The 12,124-nt window shown below is 67.4% G+C and carries 11 protein-coding genes; 9 read left to right on the plus strand and 2 right to left on the minus strand.

The annotated features are described in order from the left end of the window. Positions 1-43: 43 nt before the first annotated feature. The 7 genes from acpS (at position 44) to C2U31_RS16240 (ending at position 7,062) form a co-directional block, all read left to right on the plus strand. On the plus strand, positions 44-505 hold the full coding sequence (acpS, locus tag C2U31_RS16215; RefSeq protein ID WP_369869672.1) for a holo-ACP synthase: 462 nt from the start codon (positions 44-46) through the stop codon (positions 503-505). Between the two features lie 52 nt (positions 506-557). Beyond that, entirely contained in the window at positions 558-1,619 is a 1,062-nt protein-coding gene (gene nagZ / locus C2U31_RS16220; RefSeq protein ID WP_103273695.1) for a beta-N-acetylhexosaminidase, read from the plus strand. Then, the gene (gene uvrC, locus C2U31_RS16225; protein ID WP_103273696.1) at positions 1,582-3,408 is read left to right on the plus strand and encodes an excinuclease ABC subunit UvrC; all 1,827 of its coding nucleotides are present in this window, start codon (positions 1,582-1,584) and stop codon (positions 3,406-3,408) included. Before nagZ ends, uvrC begins: the two co-directional genes overlap by 38 nt. A 286-nt stretch (positions 3,409-3,694) precedes the next feature. Then, complete coding sequence (pgsA, locus tag C2U31_RS16230; RefSeq protein WP_103273697.1) at positions 3,695-4,267, plus strand: CDP-diacylglycerol--glycerol-3-phosphate 3-phosphatidyltransferase; 573 nt, start codon at positions 3,695-3,697, stop codon at positions 4,265-4,267. Positions 4,268-4,466: 199 nt separating this feature from the next. Beyond that, complete coding sequence (locus C2U31_RS16235) at positions 4,467-5,750, plus strand: MFS transporter (protein WP_103273698.1); 1,284 nt, start codon at positions 4,467-4,469, stop codon at positions 5,748-5,750. A 58-nt stretch (positions 5,751-5,808) separates the two neighbouring features. Next, positions 5,809-5,976, plus strand: a complete 168-nt coding sequence (locus C2U31_RS30575; protein WP_158658392.1) for a hypothetical protein — start codon at positions 5,809-5,811, stop codon at positions 5,974-5,976. 78 nt (positions 5,977-6,054) lie between these two features. After that, on the plus strand, positions 6,055-7,062 hold the full coding sequence (locus C2U31_RS16240) for a cytochrome-c peroxidase (RefSeq protein ID WP_103273699.1): 1,008 nt from the start codon (positions 6,055-6,057) through the stop codon (positions 7,060-7,062). 77 nt (positions 7,063-7,139) lie between these two features. Here the strand turns inward: C2U31_RS16240 and queF are convergent, their stop codons facing one another. Further along, the gene (gene queF / locus C2U31_RS16245) at positions 7,140-7,964 is read right to left on the minus strand and encodes an NADPH-dependent 7-cyano-7-deazaguanine reductase QueF (protein ID WP_103273700.1); all 825 of its coding nucleotides are present in this window, start codon (positions 7,962-7,964) and stop codon (positions 7,140-7,142) included. 339 nt (positions 7,965-8,303) lie between these two features. Here queF and aceA point away from each other — a divergent pair, with 339 nt between their 5' ends. After that, positions 8,304-9,632, plus strand: a complete 1,329-nt coding sequence (gene aceA / locus C2U31_RS16250; protein ID WP_103273701.1) for an isocitrate lyase — start codon at positions 8,304-8,306, stop codon at positions 9,630-9,632. Between the two features lie 352 nt (positions 9,633-9,984). Here aceA and C2U31_RS16255 read toward each other — a convergent pair whose 3' ends face one another. Beyond that, positions 9,985-10,647: a GntR family transcriptional regulator gene (locus C2U31_RS16255; protein WP_199770831.1), complete on the minus strand. Its 663-nt coding sequence runs from the start codon at positions 10,645-10,647 to the stop codon at positions 9,985-9,987. A gap of 342 nt (positions 10,648-10,989) precedes the next feature. On the opposite strand from C2U31_RS16255, the gene C2U31_RS16260 reads away from it, so the two are divergent. Next, on the plus strand, positions 10,990-12,117 hold the full coding sequence (locus C2U31_RS16260) for a sugar ABC transporter substrate-binding protein (protein ID WP_103273703.1): 1,128 nt from the start codon (positions 10,990-10,992) through the stop codon (positions 12,115-12,117). Positions 12,118-12,124 lie beyond the last annotated feature (7 nt).

Consider the following 12,124-nt stretch of genomic DNA (forward strand, 5'->3'; position numbering starts at 1 on the left):
TGCACGACGCCCCGTACCTGAACCCGCCGCCGCGCTCACGCCCATGTCCGACGCCGCCTACGATCCTGCAGCCGCCACGCCGCCAGTTCCGTCCGCCCCGAAGGCGGGCGCCATCGCCGGCATCGGCATGGACCTGTTGCGCATCGACCGCATCGAGCGCGCGCTGGCGCGCCACGGCGACCGCTTCGCCGAGAAGATCCTGGGCGTGGAGGAACTGCGCAAGTTCCATGCGCGCCGCGCCCGCGACCCGGTGCGCGGCGTGCGCTTCCTGGCCACGCGCTTCGCCGCCAAGGAAGCCTTTTCCAAGGCCATCGGCCTGGGCATGCGCATGCCCATGACCTGGCGTCGGGTGCAGACCCTGAACGCGCCGGGCGGGCGGCCGGTGCTCGTCATCGCGCCGGAGCTGCAACAATGGTATGCGGCGCGCTTCGGCGCCGCGCATGTGTCGATTACCGACGAAACCGACATGGCCGCCGCCTACGTGGTGGTCGAAAGCAAGCCCTGACCGCGGCGCCCGTATCCTCGGGCCCGCCTGATGCAACGAAAAGGACTGCCCGATGACCAAGAAATCATCCAAGAAAGCGGTCCTGCCTCCCGGCCCCGTGATGGTCGATGTGGCGGGATTCACGCTCACCAAGGAAGAAAAGAAGCGCCTGCGCCACCCGCTGGTGGGCGGCGTGATCCTGTTCGCGCGCAATTTCGAGAGCCGCGCCCAGCTGACCCGCCTGACGCGCCAGATCCACAAGGCGCGCAAGGAGCCGCTGCTGATCCTGGTGGATCATGAGGGCGGCCGCGTGCAGCGCTTCCGCGAGGACGGCTTCACGCCGCTGCCGCCGATGCGCGCGCTGGGAGAGCTGTGGGACCGCGATCCGCTGAACGCCATGCGCCTGGCCACCGAGGCCGGCTACGTGCTAGCCGCCGAGCTGCGCGCCTGCGGCGTGGACATGAGCTTCACGCCGGTGCTGGACCTGGACTACGGCGTCAGCAAGGTGATCGGCAACCGCGCCTTCCACGCCGATCCGCGCGTGGTCGCCATGCTGTCGCGCGCGCTGATCCAGGGCCTGTCGCTGGCCGGCATGTCGGCCTGCGGCAAGCATTTCCCCGGCCACGGTTATGTGCAGGCCGATTCGCACCACGAGATCCCGGTCGACCCGCGCCCGCTGGCCGACATCCTGCGCGACGACGCCGCGCCCTATGCCTGGCTGGGCGACGCCGTGCTGCCCTCGGTCATGCCGGCGCACGTCATCTATCCCAAGGTCGACAAGCATCCCGCCGGCTTCTCCCGGCGCTGGGTGCAGGACATCCTGCGCAAGCGCCTGGGCTACGACGGGGTGGTGTTCTCCGACGACCTGACCATGGAAGGCGCCTCGGTGGCCGGCGACATCCTGGACCGCGCCAACGCGGCGCTGGGCGCGGGCTGCGACATGGTGCTGGTGTGCAACCGGCCGGACCTGGCCGACGAGCTGCTGTCGCGGCTGTCGTTCAAGCACCCGCCCGAGTCGGTCGAGCGCATCCGCCGCCTGATGCCGCGCTTCGACGCGCCGGACTGGGACACCCTGCAGGCCGAAAGCCGTTACCAGAATGCCCGACGACTTCAATCTCAAATCGTTCCTGGCTGACCTGCCGCATCTGCCGGGCGTGTACCGGCACCTGGATGCGGCCGGCGAGGTCATGTATGTCGGCAAGGCGCGCGACCTGAAGAAGCGCGTCTCGTCGTATTTCCAGAAGACCCTGTCCAGCCCGCGCATCGCCCAGATGGTGGCGAAGGTGGCGCGGCTGGAGGTCACGGTCACGCGCTCGGAGGCCGAGGCGCTGATCCTGGAAAACAACCTCATCAAGACCCTGAAGCCGCGCTACAACATCCTGTTCCGCGACGACAAGTCCTATCCGTACCTGCTCATCACGGGCCATGAGTGGCCGCGCATCGCCTACTATCGCGGCGCCACCAACAAGCGCGGCCAGTTCTTCGGCCCGTTTCCCAACGCCTGGGCGGTGCGCGAAACCATCCAGATCCTGCAGAAGGTCTTTCGCCTGCGCACCTGCGAGGACTCGGTCTTCGCCAACCGTTCGCGGCCCTGTCTGCTGCATCAGATCGGGCGCTGCTCGGCGCCCTGCGTGGGCGTGATCGGCGCCGAGGATTACGCGCGCGACGTGCAGCGAGCCGTGCGTTTCCTGAACGGCGAGGCCAAGGACGTCATGGGCGAGATCGAGTCGCGCATGCAGCAGGCGGCCAGCGAGCTGCGCTTCGAGGAGGCGGCGGCGCTGCGCGACCAGATGGGTTCGCTGGCGCGCGTGCTGCACCAGCAGACCATGGAAAGCACCAGCGGCGAGGACACGGACATCATCGCCGTGGCCATCGCCGGCGGCAAGGTCTGCGTCAACCTGGCCATGGTGCGCGGCGGCCGCCATCTGGGCGACAAACCGTTTTTCCCATCGCACGCCGAAGGCGAGGCCGCGCCGCAGGTGCTGGAGGCCTTCGTCGCCCAGCACTACGCCGACAACGCGCTGCCGCCGGTGCTGGTGTGCTCGCATGCCTTGCCCGATCCCGAGCTGGTGGACCTGCTGGCCGAGCAGGCCGGCGGCCGTCCCGCGCGCGTGCTGACTCGGCCGCAGGGCGCGCGCCGCGCCTGGCTGGAGCAGGCCGGCAAGAACGCTGACATGGCGCTGGCGCGGGCGCTGACCGAATCCGGCGCGCGCGCCGCCCGCACCCTGGCCCTGGCCGAAGCGCTGGACCTGGACACCGACGAGGCCGCGCTGGACGCGCTGCGCATCGAGTGCTTCGACATCAGCCACACGGCCGGCGAAGCCACCCAGGCGTCCTGCGTGGTGTTCGAGCATCACGACGTGCAGCCCTCGCTCTACCGCCGCTATAACATCGCCGGCATCACGCCGGGCGACGACTACGCCGCCATGCGCCAGGTGCTGTCGCGCCGCTTCGCCAAGGTGGCCGACGGCGAGGCGCAGATGCCGGGCCTGGTGCTGATCGACGGCGGCAAGGGTCAGGTGGAAGTCGCGCGGCAGGTGTTCGCCGAGCTGGGCCTGGACATCCAGACCCTGGTCGGCGTGGCCAAGGGGGAAGGGCGCAAGGTCGGCCTGGAAACCCTGGTCTTCGCCGATGGCCGCCCGCCGGTGGCGCTGGGCGGCGAATCGGCCGCGCTGATGCTGATCGCCCAGGTGCGCGACGAGGCGCACCGCTTCGCCATCACCGGCATGCGCGCCCGCCGCGCCAAGGCCCGCAACGTGTCGCGCCTGGAAGAAATCGAAGGCATCGGCGCCCGCCGCCGCCAGCGCCTGCTGGCCCGCTTCGGCGGTTTTTCAGGCGTGGCCTCGGCCAGCATCGAAGACCTGGCCTCGGTCGACGGCATCTCCCAAGACCTCGCCATCCGCATTTATGAAGCCTTGCGGTAGCACTTCCGTGCTACATATCCCCACCTTGTTCAAACCCGTCGCACAGGGAAAGCCGACCGCGCAGCGTGTAAAGCAGGCTTTCAGGCCAGCCAATACAGCCTGTCTGCAACGCTGCCGCGCCACGCAACAGCCGAGCAGGGCCGCGCAAGCCGAGCGACGCAAGCCGCTGGTGCCCCACAATCCGGGCCACGCGGAGCCGGCTTTGCCGGTCCGCAGTGGCGCCCCCTTGAGGGGGAAGCGCCGCAGGCGCGTCGGGGGTGGACCCTTGATGTAGCATACGGATACTATGCCAATTAACGTACCCATAATCCTGACATGGCTGCGCATCGCCATGATTCCGCTGGTCGTCGGGCTGTTCTACCTGCCCGACAGCTGGATGGCGGTCACCACGCGCGACACGCTGGCCGCCTGGGCCTTCATCATCGCCGCGTTGACCGATTGGTTCGATGGCTGGCTGGCCCGCCGCTGGAACCAGACCTCGGCGTTCGGCGCCTTCCTCGATCCGGTGGCCGACAAGCTGATGGTCTGCGCCGCGCTCATCGTGCTGCTGGACCTGAGCCGCGTCGACGCCTTCATTTCCCTGATCATCATCGGCCGCGAGATCACGATTTCCGCGCTGCGCGAATGGATGGCCCAGATCGGCGCCAGCGCCAGCGTGGCGGTGCACCGGCTGGGCAAGTTCAAGACCGCGGCGCAAATGGTGGCGATTCCCTGCCTGCTGTACAACCAGCCGGTCATGGGCGTCAGCACCAAGCTGCTGGGCGACCTGCTGATCATCGTCGCGGCGGTGCTGACGGTCTGGTCCATGCTGTACTACCTGCAGCGCGCCTGGCCGGCGATCCGCGAAAAGGCCAAGTAAACTAACGTGTTAACGTAATGGCGGCCCGGCTCGCGCCCGGGGCCGCCATCGTATTCCAAGAGCGATGCCGGCAGACCGGCACGGCCGCCGCGCCGCATTCGCCGAGAGACCGGCGCCGTGATATGCGGCGCCGCCGGAGACAACCCGCGAGCCGCCCGCAGCCGGCGGCCGCCATCGCCGCCTCGCGCGGCCCATCGCAATGAACAGCGCAGCAAATTCCCTGGCCTCGGACGCCGCCGTCCGGCGCCGCGACTGGCAGATCATCCTCCTGATCGGCGTGATCCACGCCAGTTCGCACTTCTTCCAGCTCGTCCTGCCGTCGCTCTACGTCTCGCTGGGCAATGCCTTCGGGCTGGATTTCGCCCGGCTGGGCCTGCTGGTGTCCACCTTCTATGTGGTGTCCGGCATCGGCCAGGCGTCTTCCGGATTCGTGGTGGACCGCATCGGCGCGCGGCCGGTGCTGTGGTTCGGCCTGAGCTGCTTCGTGGTGTCGGGGCTGCTGATCGGCTCGGCCAATGGCTACGCCATGCTGATGGCCGCCGCAGTGGTGGGCGGCATCGGCAATTCGGTGTTCCATCCGGCCGACTATTCCATCATCAATCATCGCGTCACGGCTCCGCGCCTGGGCCATGCGTTCTCGGCGCACGGCCTGACCGGCAATCTGGGCTGGGCGCTGACGCCGGTGTTCATGACCAGCATCACGCTGCTGGCCGACTGGCGCGTGGCGGCCTACTGCGCCGCCGGGCTGGTGGCGCTGGTGCTGCTGCTGGCCGTGTTGGGGCGAGATCTGATCGGCGGCCTGGCGGCGGCCGAGGCCGACGCTGCCAAGACCGGCGCGCGGCCGCCGGCGGCGCAGCAGGGCGTGCTCGCGACCCTGGCGACCTTGCTGTCCAAGCCGGCGCTGTGGGGCGCCTTCCTGTTCTTCGCTTTCACCTCGATCGCGCTGTCCTCGGTGCAGAACTACACCATTCCCTTGCTGGGCCAGCTCTATGACCTGTCCAAGGTCGCCGCCAGTTCGGCGCTGTCCGGCTACATGATCGCGTCCGCCGTGGGCATGGCGGCGGGAGGCTTCCTGGTGTCGGCCAATCCGCGCACCGAGCGCACCGTGATGGTGGCGCTGATCCTGGCCGGTCTGACGCTGGTGGTGCTGGCGCTGGGCCTGGTGCCCGCCGCGCTGGCCGCGCCGGTGGTGGGGCTGGCGGGCTTTTGCTCCGGCGTGGCGGCGCCGTCGCGCGACATGCTGATCCGCCGCGTGACGCCCAAGGGCGCCACCGGCTCGGTCTATGGCCTGGTGTATTCGGGCATGGATGTGGGCTCGGCCCTGGGGCCGCTGGCCTTCGGCCTGCTGCTGGACGCGGGCCTGCGCCAGGGGCCGTGGGTGGGCGCGGGCGTGGCTTTCGCCGTCGCGGCGCTGCTGGCCCAGTGGATCGCGGTGCAGGCGCGCCGCGCCGATCCGGTGGCGGCCGCGCCCGCGCGGTCCTGAGGCGCGTCGTTCACGGCGATCTGTCTGGCGGATCGCCGTGGGCCTGAGCGCCGGCACAATGGCCGCGACGCTCCTGCCGGCCGTCCGACCGGCCTTTCTCTTCGCCTTCCTCTTCGTTCTGCGCCGCATCTGGCGCGCGCATCTGCTCATTCCCCCTTTCGCCTTCGCGTGCTTGCGTCTGGTCAACGCCGCGCGTGGCTGGCGCGCGACCGGCTTGCAGGCTTGACCGGCCGCAAGCAGCGCCGGGGCCTTCATCGCTGTAATACCTCATAAGCAGAGAGGTCATTCAACGGGAGTAAGCAACATGAGTAAGCAAAGCGTATGGCTCGCCGCAGGACTGCTCGCGGGGCTGTGGGCCAGTCCGGCCACGGCGACGACCGCCGCGCAGGAGCCGATACAGCCGATCGAGGCCGCGGTGATCAAGGATCCCGCCAAGGTGGAGCTGGGCAAGAAGCTGTTCTTCGATCCGCGCCTGTCCAAGTCCGGCGCCATCTCCTGTAATTCCTGCCACAACCTGGGCATGGGCGGCTCGGACAACATCAAGGGCTCCATCGGCCACAATTGGCAGCAAGGCGGCATCAACTCGCCGACAGTGCTCAATTCCAGCCTGAGCATCGCGCAGTTCTGGGACGGCCGCGCCAAGGATCTGAGCGAGCAGGCCGGCGGCCCCATCGCCAACCCCATGGAAATGGCGTCCTCGCACGAGCTGGCGGTGCAGGTGCTCAATTCCATCCCTGGCTACAGGGCCGAGTTCAAGCAGGTGTTCGGCAAGGACGCCATCACCATCGAGGAAGTGACCGGCGCGCTGGCCGCGTTCGAGGAAACGCTGGTGACGCCGAACGCGCGCTTCGACAAGTGGCTGCGCGGCGACAAGAAGGCGCTGACCGTGCAGGAACTGGCCGGCTACCAGCTATTCAAGAACAGCGGCTGCGTGGCCTGCCACAACGGCGCGGCGGTGGGCGGCAACTCGTTCCAGAAGATGGGCGTGGTCGAGCCCTACAAGACCGACAACAAGGCCGAGGGGCGCTCGGCGGTGACCGGCAAGGACGCCGACCGCTTCAATTTCAAGGTGCCCACGCTGCGCAACGTCGAGCTGACCTATCCCTACTTCCATGATGGCGAAGCCGCCACGCTGACGCAGGCGGTGGACGTGATGGGCCGGCTGCAACTGGGCCGCACCTTCACGAAGGAGGAGAACGCCCAGATCGTGGCCTTCCTGAAGACGCTGACGGGCGACCAGCCGGTGTTCCAGTATCCGATCCTGCCGCCCTCGGCGGACGATACGCCGAGGCCGCAGCCCTTCACGAAGTAGGCCATGGCCAGGCGCGCGCAGTCCTCGATGGGGCTGCGCCGCCGCATTCCGCCGGCCGGGCGCGCCGGCGGTTTGCCTTATTGGCGCACCGTGCGCACGTCGGGCGGCGGGGCCGCCTCGAAGTTGCTGCGCCACGGGTTGATGTCCAGCCCGCCACGGCGCGTATAGCGCGCATAGACCGTCAGCAGCTCGGGCCGGCAGGCCGCCATGATGTCGGTGTAGATGCGCTCCACGCAGTGCTCGTGGAATTCCGCGTGCTGGCGGAACGAGATCACGTAGCGCAGCAGCGCTTCGCGGTCTATCGGCGCGCCGCGATAGCGGATCTGCACGCTGGCCCAGTCGGGCTGGCCGGTGACCGGGCAGTTCGATTTCAGCAGCCGCGAGCACAGCGTCTCCTCGACGGCATCGCCGGGCCGCGTGCGCAGCAGCTCGGGCGCGGGCTCGTAGGTGTCGATCTCGATGTCCAGCTTGTCTATATAGATGCCGTCCAGTTCGCCCATGCGCAGTTCGCCGAAACGCTGCGGCAGGATGAAGTCCAGGCCCACCGGCGCGCCGGCGGCCGCGCTCAGGTCGCGCTCCAGCCGGCCGCGCAGCGCGGCGGAATTGACCAGCCGGGTCTGGTTGAACGAGTTCAGGTAGAGCTTGAACGACTTGGACTCGATGATATTGGGGCTGTCCGCCGGCACCGAGAAGGTGGCCATGGCCACGCGCGGCTTGCCCTTGGCGTCCAGCCACGACAGTTCATAGGCGTTCCACAGGTCGACGCCGGCGAAGGGCAGGGCGCCGGCATGCAGGTCCAGCGCGGCGCGGTTGTGCGAGCGGGCGATGGGGAACAGCAGCGAGGGATCGTATTGCGAGGCGTAGGCCACGCTCTGGCCCAGCGGGCCGTGAGACAGCGTCATGGATGGATTGGGATCTACAGGGGAATGGACGCATTTTAGGCGCTTTGAAATGCGCATTTTTTTGCATTGTGAAATGCCGTCTTCGTCATGTGAAAGTTCGTGTTGCGCAGCAGCGGGAAGGCATTTCACAGATGGCGATAGCGTTCCGTAATGCAAAATTGAACTTTCAAGTTGTTGATATTAAAGAAATAACTTTTTCGTCTTATATAAGATATCTGGCCACATTGCTCCGCAGCACAGGAATAGACTTTCTCCAACGATTCACGCAATGCCCGGGCCGCGAAATTCCTCCGGACCCATCCTTGAAAGTCTTTCCCACTACTGACCAGGAGCATCACCATGAGCACCCGCGAAACCGAAATCCGCAATCTGCAGAAGGACTGGGCCGAGAACGCCCGCTGGCAGGGCATCAAGCGCGCCTACAGCGCCGAGGATGTGATCCGTCTGCGCGGTTCGGTCGCCGTCGAGCACACGCTGGCACGCCGCGGTTCGACCCGCCTGTGGGAACTGCTGCACAGCGAACCGTTCGTGAACTCGCTTGGCGCGCTGACCGGCAACCAGGCCATGCAGCAGGTCAAGGCCGGCCTGAAGGCCATCTACCTGTCGGGCTGGCAGGTGGCGGGCGACGCCAACCTGGCCGGCGAGATGTATCCCGACCAGTCGCTGTACCCGGCCAACTCGGTGCCGCAGGTGGTCCGCCGCATCAACAACTCGCTGACCCGCTGCGACCAGGTCCAGTGGATGGAAGGCAAGAATCCCGGCGATGAAGGCTACATCGATTACTTCGCGCCCATCGTGGCCGACGCCGAAGCCGGCTTCGGCGGCGTGCTCAACGCTTTCGAACTGATGAAGGGCATGATCGAAGCGGGCGCCTCGGGCGTGCACTTCGAAGACCAGCTGGCCTCGGTCAAGAAGTGCGGCCACATGGGCGGCAAGGTGCTGGTGCCGACCCGCGAGGCCGTGTCCAAGCTGGTCTCGGCCCGCCTGGCCGCCGACGTGATGGGCACGCCGACCGTGCTGCTGGCCCGCACCGACGCCGACGCCGCCGATCTGGTGACCAGCGACGTGGACGACAACGACCGCCCGTTCATCACCGGCGAGCGCACCGTGGAAGGCTTCTTCCGCACCCGCGCCGGCATCGACCAGGCGATCTCGCGCGGCCTGGCCTATGCGCCCTATGCCGATCTGATCTGGTGCGAAACGTCCACGCCGAACCTGGAATACGCCCGCAAGTTCGCCGAGGCCATCCATCGCCAGTTCCCGGGCAAGCTGCTGGCCTACAACTGCTCGCCCTCGTTCAACTGGAAGAAGAACCTGGACGACGCCACCATCGCCAAGTTCCAGCGCGAGCTGGGCGCCATGGGCTACAAGTTCCAGTTCATCACGCTGGCCGGCTTCCACGCGTTGAACTACGGCATGTTCGAACTGGCCCACGGCTATGCCCGCCGCCAGATGAGCGCCTTCGTGGAACTGCAGCAGAAGGAATTCGCCGCCGCCGAGATCGGTTTCACCGCGGTCAAGCACCAGCGCGAAGTCGGCACCGGCTACTTCGACGCCGTGACCCAGACCATCGAGGGCGGCCAGTCCTCGACCACCGCGCTGACCGGCTCGACCGAGGAAGCCCAGTTCGAGCACGGCGCCGCCAGCAAGGCCAAGCTGGTCGCCTGACGAGGCCCGGGCCGTGAGGCCCGCGCTTCCCGAGTTTGCTGTAACCGTAGTTTGTAGTAGCTGTTGTAGGGTGGATTAAGGGTGCCTGCGGGCACCCTCTTTTTTTTGGCAGTGTTCCAACCCCCAATCTGCTTGAGAGCAAACCGGGGTCAGCGGGGGCGGCGAGGGAGCATGCTGGTCGGACAGCGGTTTTCTACGCTTTGCTGGACGCGGGTGCGCAGCATGGCGAAATAGTCGGCGTTGGCAGGGGTAGCTGGCTCTGAAGCCTGCCCGGCAAGCAATATTTCCCGCAAGCGCAGCTTGTCTGCGTCTCTATGGGCTGATTCGCCAGTGGATGCGTAACGTCGCTTGTTCACGGCAACAACTCCCGCGCCAGGATGTACTCGCTGGCGCTCAGCAGGTCCGCATGCAGCGCCTGGCGCGCGGCGGCGGGATCGCGGTTCTCGATGGCGGCGACCATGGCGCGGTGGTGCAGATGGGCCTCGCCCTGGCTCAGGCGCGCGGCGCTGCTGGCCAGGTCGTAGTTCAGCACCGGCCCGATCTGCAGCCACAGGCTCTCGATGATCTGCAGCAGCGCCGGCATGCGCGCGCTGCGGTAGATGGCGAAATGCAGGTTCTTGTTGGCGCGTACCGCCGCGCGTGAGTCGGGCTGGGCGCGGGCCTGCAGGAATTCCTGTTCGTGGCGCTGGATCTCGGCCAGTTCGTTGTCGTCGCGCTTGTCGGCGGCGGCCTCGATAGCCAGGCATTCCAGCTGCAGGCGGATGGTGCGCAGTTCCAGGAAGCGCTCGCGCGTCATCAGCGGCACGCGGATCGCGCGGTTGGGCAGCACTTCCAGAGCCTGCTCGGCCGCCAGCCGGGTGACGGCTTCGCGCACCGGCATGGCGCTGGTGCCGATGGCCGCGGCCAGTCCGCGCAGCGTGAAGCGCTGGCCGGGCTCCATTTCCCCGGCCTGCAGAAGCTCCTTCAGGTCGCCGTAGACCTGGTCCGACAGCGTCTGGCGGACGATCTTTTCCATCTTCCCGTCCAGGTCGGCCTCGGCGCCGAAACGTGACGTGCGCGAGGGAGAACCCTGAGATTCCAACGGTTGCGTGGCCGGATTTGCAGTCGTACTATTATTTTTCATGATCTGTGATCACAGATAAGATTGGTCCTACAACAAGCTTAACCCGACCGGAGCCGCAAGAGTTCCGGCATGCGTGAAAACCTGCTGCCCGACGTGCCCGATCCCGCCCAGGCCGGACCGGGGCCGGCCGGGATCAGGCGCCCCGATCCAGGAACAGCCTGGACCCGCCGCGCAACCAGACGTTGTCCATCGCAATACCGCGATAACCAACCGTTCCGGCCAGGAGACAAGCAAATGCATCGGTGGATCAAGAATGGGGCGGCCTGCGCCCTGGTGGCAGCCGGCCTGTTGCCCGCGCTGGCGGGCGCGCAGGCGCAGCCCGCCAGGGCCAAGGTGTTCCTCAGCATGAGCTACGTCGGCAACGACTGGCAGGCGGAGGCCTCGAACATGGTCAAGGCGATGGCGGCGCATCCCTCGCTGGCCAACAAGATCGACCTGCAGGTGCAGGTGGCCGGTCCCAATGCGCAGAAGCAGATCCAGCAGATCAACGCCATGGTGCAGGCTGGCGCCAAGGCCATCGTCATCTTTCCCATCTCGCCCACCGCGCTGAATCAGGTGGTGCGCAGCGCTTGCGCCAAGAAGGTGCTGGTGTTCGCCTACGACGGCGAGATCACCGAGCCCTGCGCGCACAACGTTACCATCGACCAGGAAGAGGCCGGGCGCGTCACGGCGCAATGGCTGGCCGACAAGCTGGGCGGCAAGGGCCGGGTGGTGATGGTGACCGGCGTGCCGGGCACCTCGGTCGACACGCAGCGCACCGACGCCGCGAAGAAGGTGTTCGCCAAGTATCCGGACATCAAGGTGGTGGGCGAGGCCGTGGGCATGTGGAGCCAGGCCGTGGCGCGCACCGAGCTGTCCAAGCTGCTGGCCACGCGCAGCTGGAACGATATCGACGGGCTGTGGATGCAGGTGGGCTGCTACACCGCCAACGCCATGCAGCTGGAAGCGGGCCGCAAGCCCGGCCAGTTGCTGCCCTGCGCGGGCGAGGGCTCTAACGGCGGTCGCGTGCAGATGCTGCCGGCCGGCACGGCGGCGGACGGCGCGGCGGGCAGCTACGCGCCCATGGGCGCGCCGCGCATTTCCTACGCCTCGCCACCGTACTCGGGCGCGCTGGCGCTGAAGCTGGCGGTGCAGGCGCTGGAAGGCAAGGACGTGCCCAAGCGCGTCACGCTGCCGTTGCCGCTGGTCACCAACGACACCATCAAGCTTTGCCAGGAGGGCAGCTGGGCGGAGATGAAGGCGGGCTGCAACGCGTTCAAGCCGTCCGTGGTGCAGAACCCGGGCTGGTTCGCGTCGATCTTTTCGGCCGACACGCCGGAGGTCGGGCTGAACGCCGCGCTGTCCGCTCAACCTGAAAAATGAGTAAGCC

The sequence above is a fragment of the Achromobacter sp. AONIH1 genome (assembly GCF_002902905.1).
GTDB lineage: Bacteria > Pseudomonadota > Gammaproteobacteria > Burkholderiales > Burkholderiaceae_B > Achromobacter.

Coding starts and splice junctions, on each gene's coding strand:
- acpS (WP_369869672.1), top strand. CDS start 44: ATGTCCGACGCCGCCTACGATCCTGCAGCCGCCACGCCGCCAGTTCCG.
- nagZ (WP_103273695.1), top strand. CDS start 558: ATGACCAAGAAATCATCCAAGAAAGCGGTCCTGCCTCCCGGCCCCGTG.
- uvrC (WP_103273696.1), top strand. CDS start 1,582: ATGCCCGACGACTTCAATCTCAAATCGTTCCTGGCTGACCTGCCGCAT.
- pgsA (WP_103273697.1), top strand. CDS start 3,695: ATGCCAATTAACGTACCCATAATCCTGACATGGCTGCGCATCGCCATG.
- C2U31_RS16235 (WP_103273698.1), top strand. CDS start 4,467: ATGAACAGCGCAGCAAATTCCCTGGCCTCGGACGCCGCCGTCCGGCGC.
- C2U31_RS30575 (WP_158658392.1), top strand. CDS start 5,809: ATGGCCGCGACGCTCCTGCCGGCCGTCCGACCGGCCTTTCTCTTCGCC.
- C2U31_RS16240 (WP_103273699.1), top strand. CDS start 6,055: ATGAGTAAGCAAAGCGTATGGCTCGCCGCAGGACTGCTCGCGGGGCTG.
- queF (WP_103273700.1), bottom strand. CDS start 7,964: ATGACGCTGTCTCACGGCCCGCTGGGCCAGAGCGTGGCCTACGCCTCG.
- aceA (WP_103273701.1), top strand. CDS start 8,304: ATGAGCACCCGCGAAACCGAAATCCGCAATCTGCAGAAGGACTGGGCC.
- C2U31_RS16255 (WP_199770831.1), bottom strand. CDS start 10,647: ATGGAAAAGATCGTCCGCCAGACGCTGTCGGACCAGGTCTACGGCGAC.
- C2U31_RS16260 (WP_103273703.1), top strand. CDS start 10,990: ATGCATCGGTGGATCAAGAATGGGGCGGCCTGCGCCCTGGTGGCAGCC.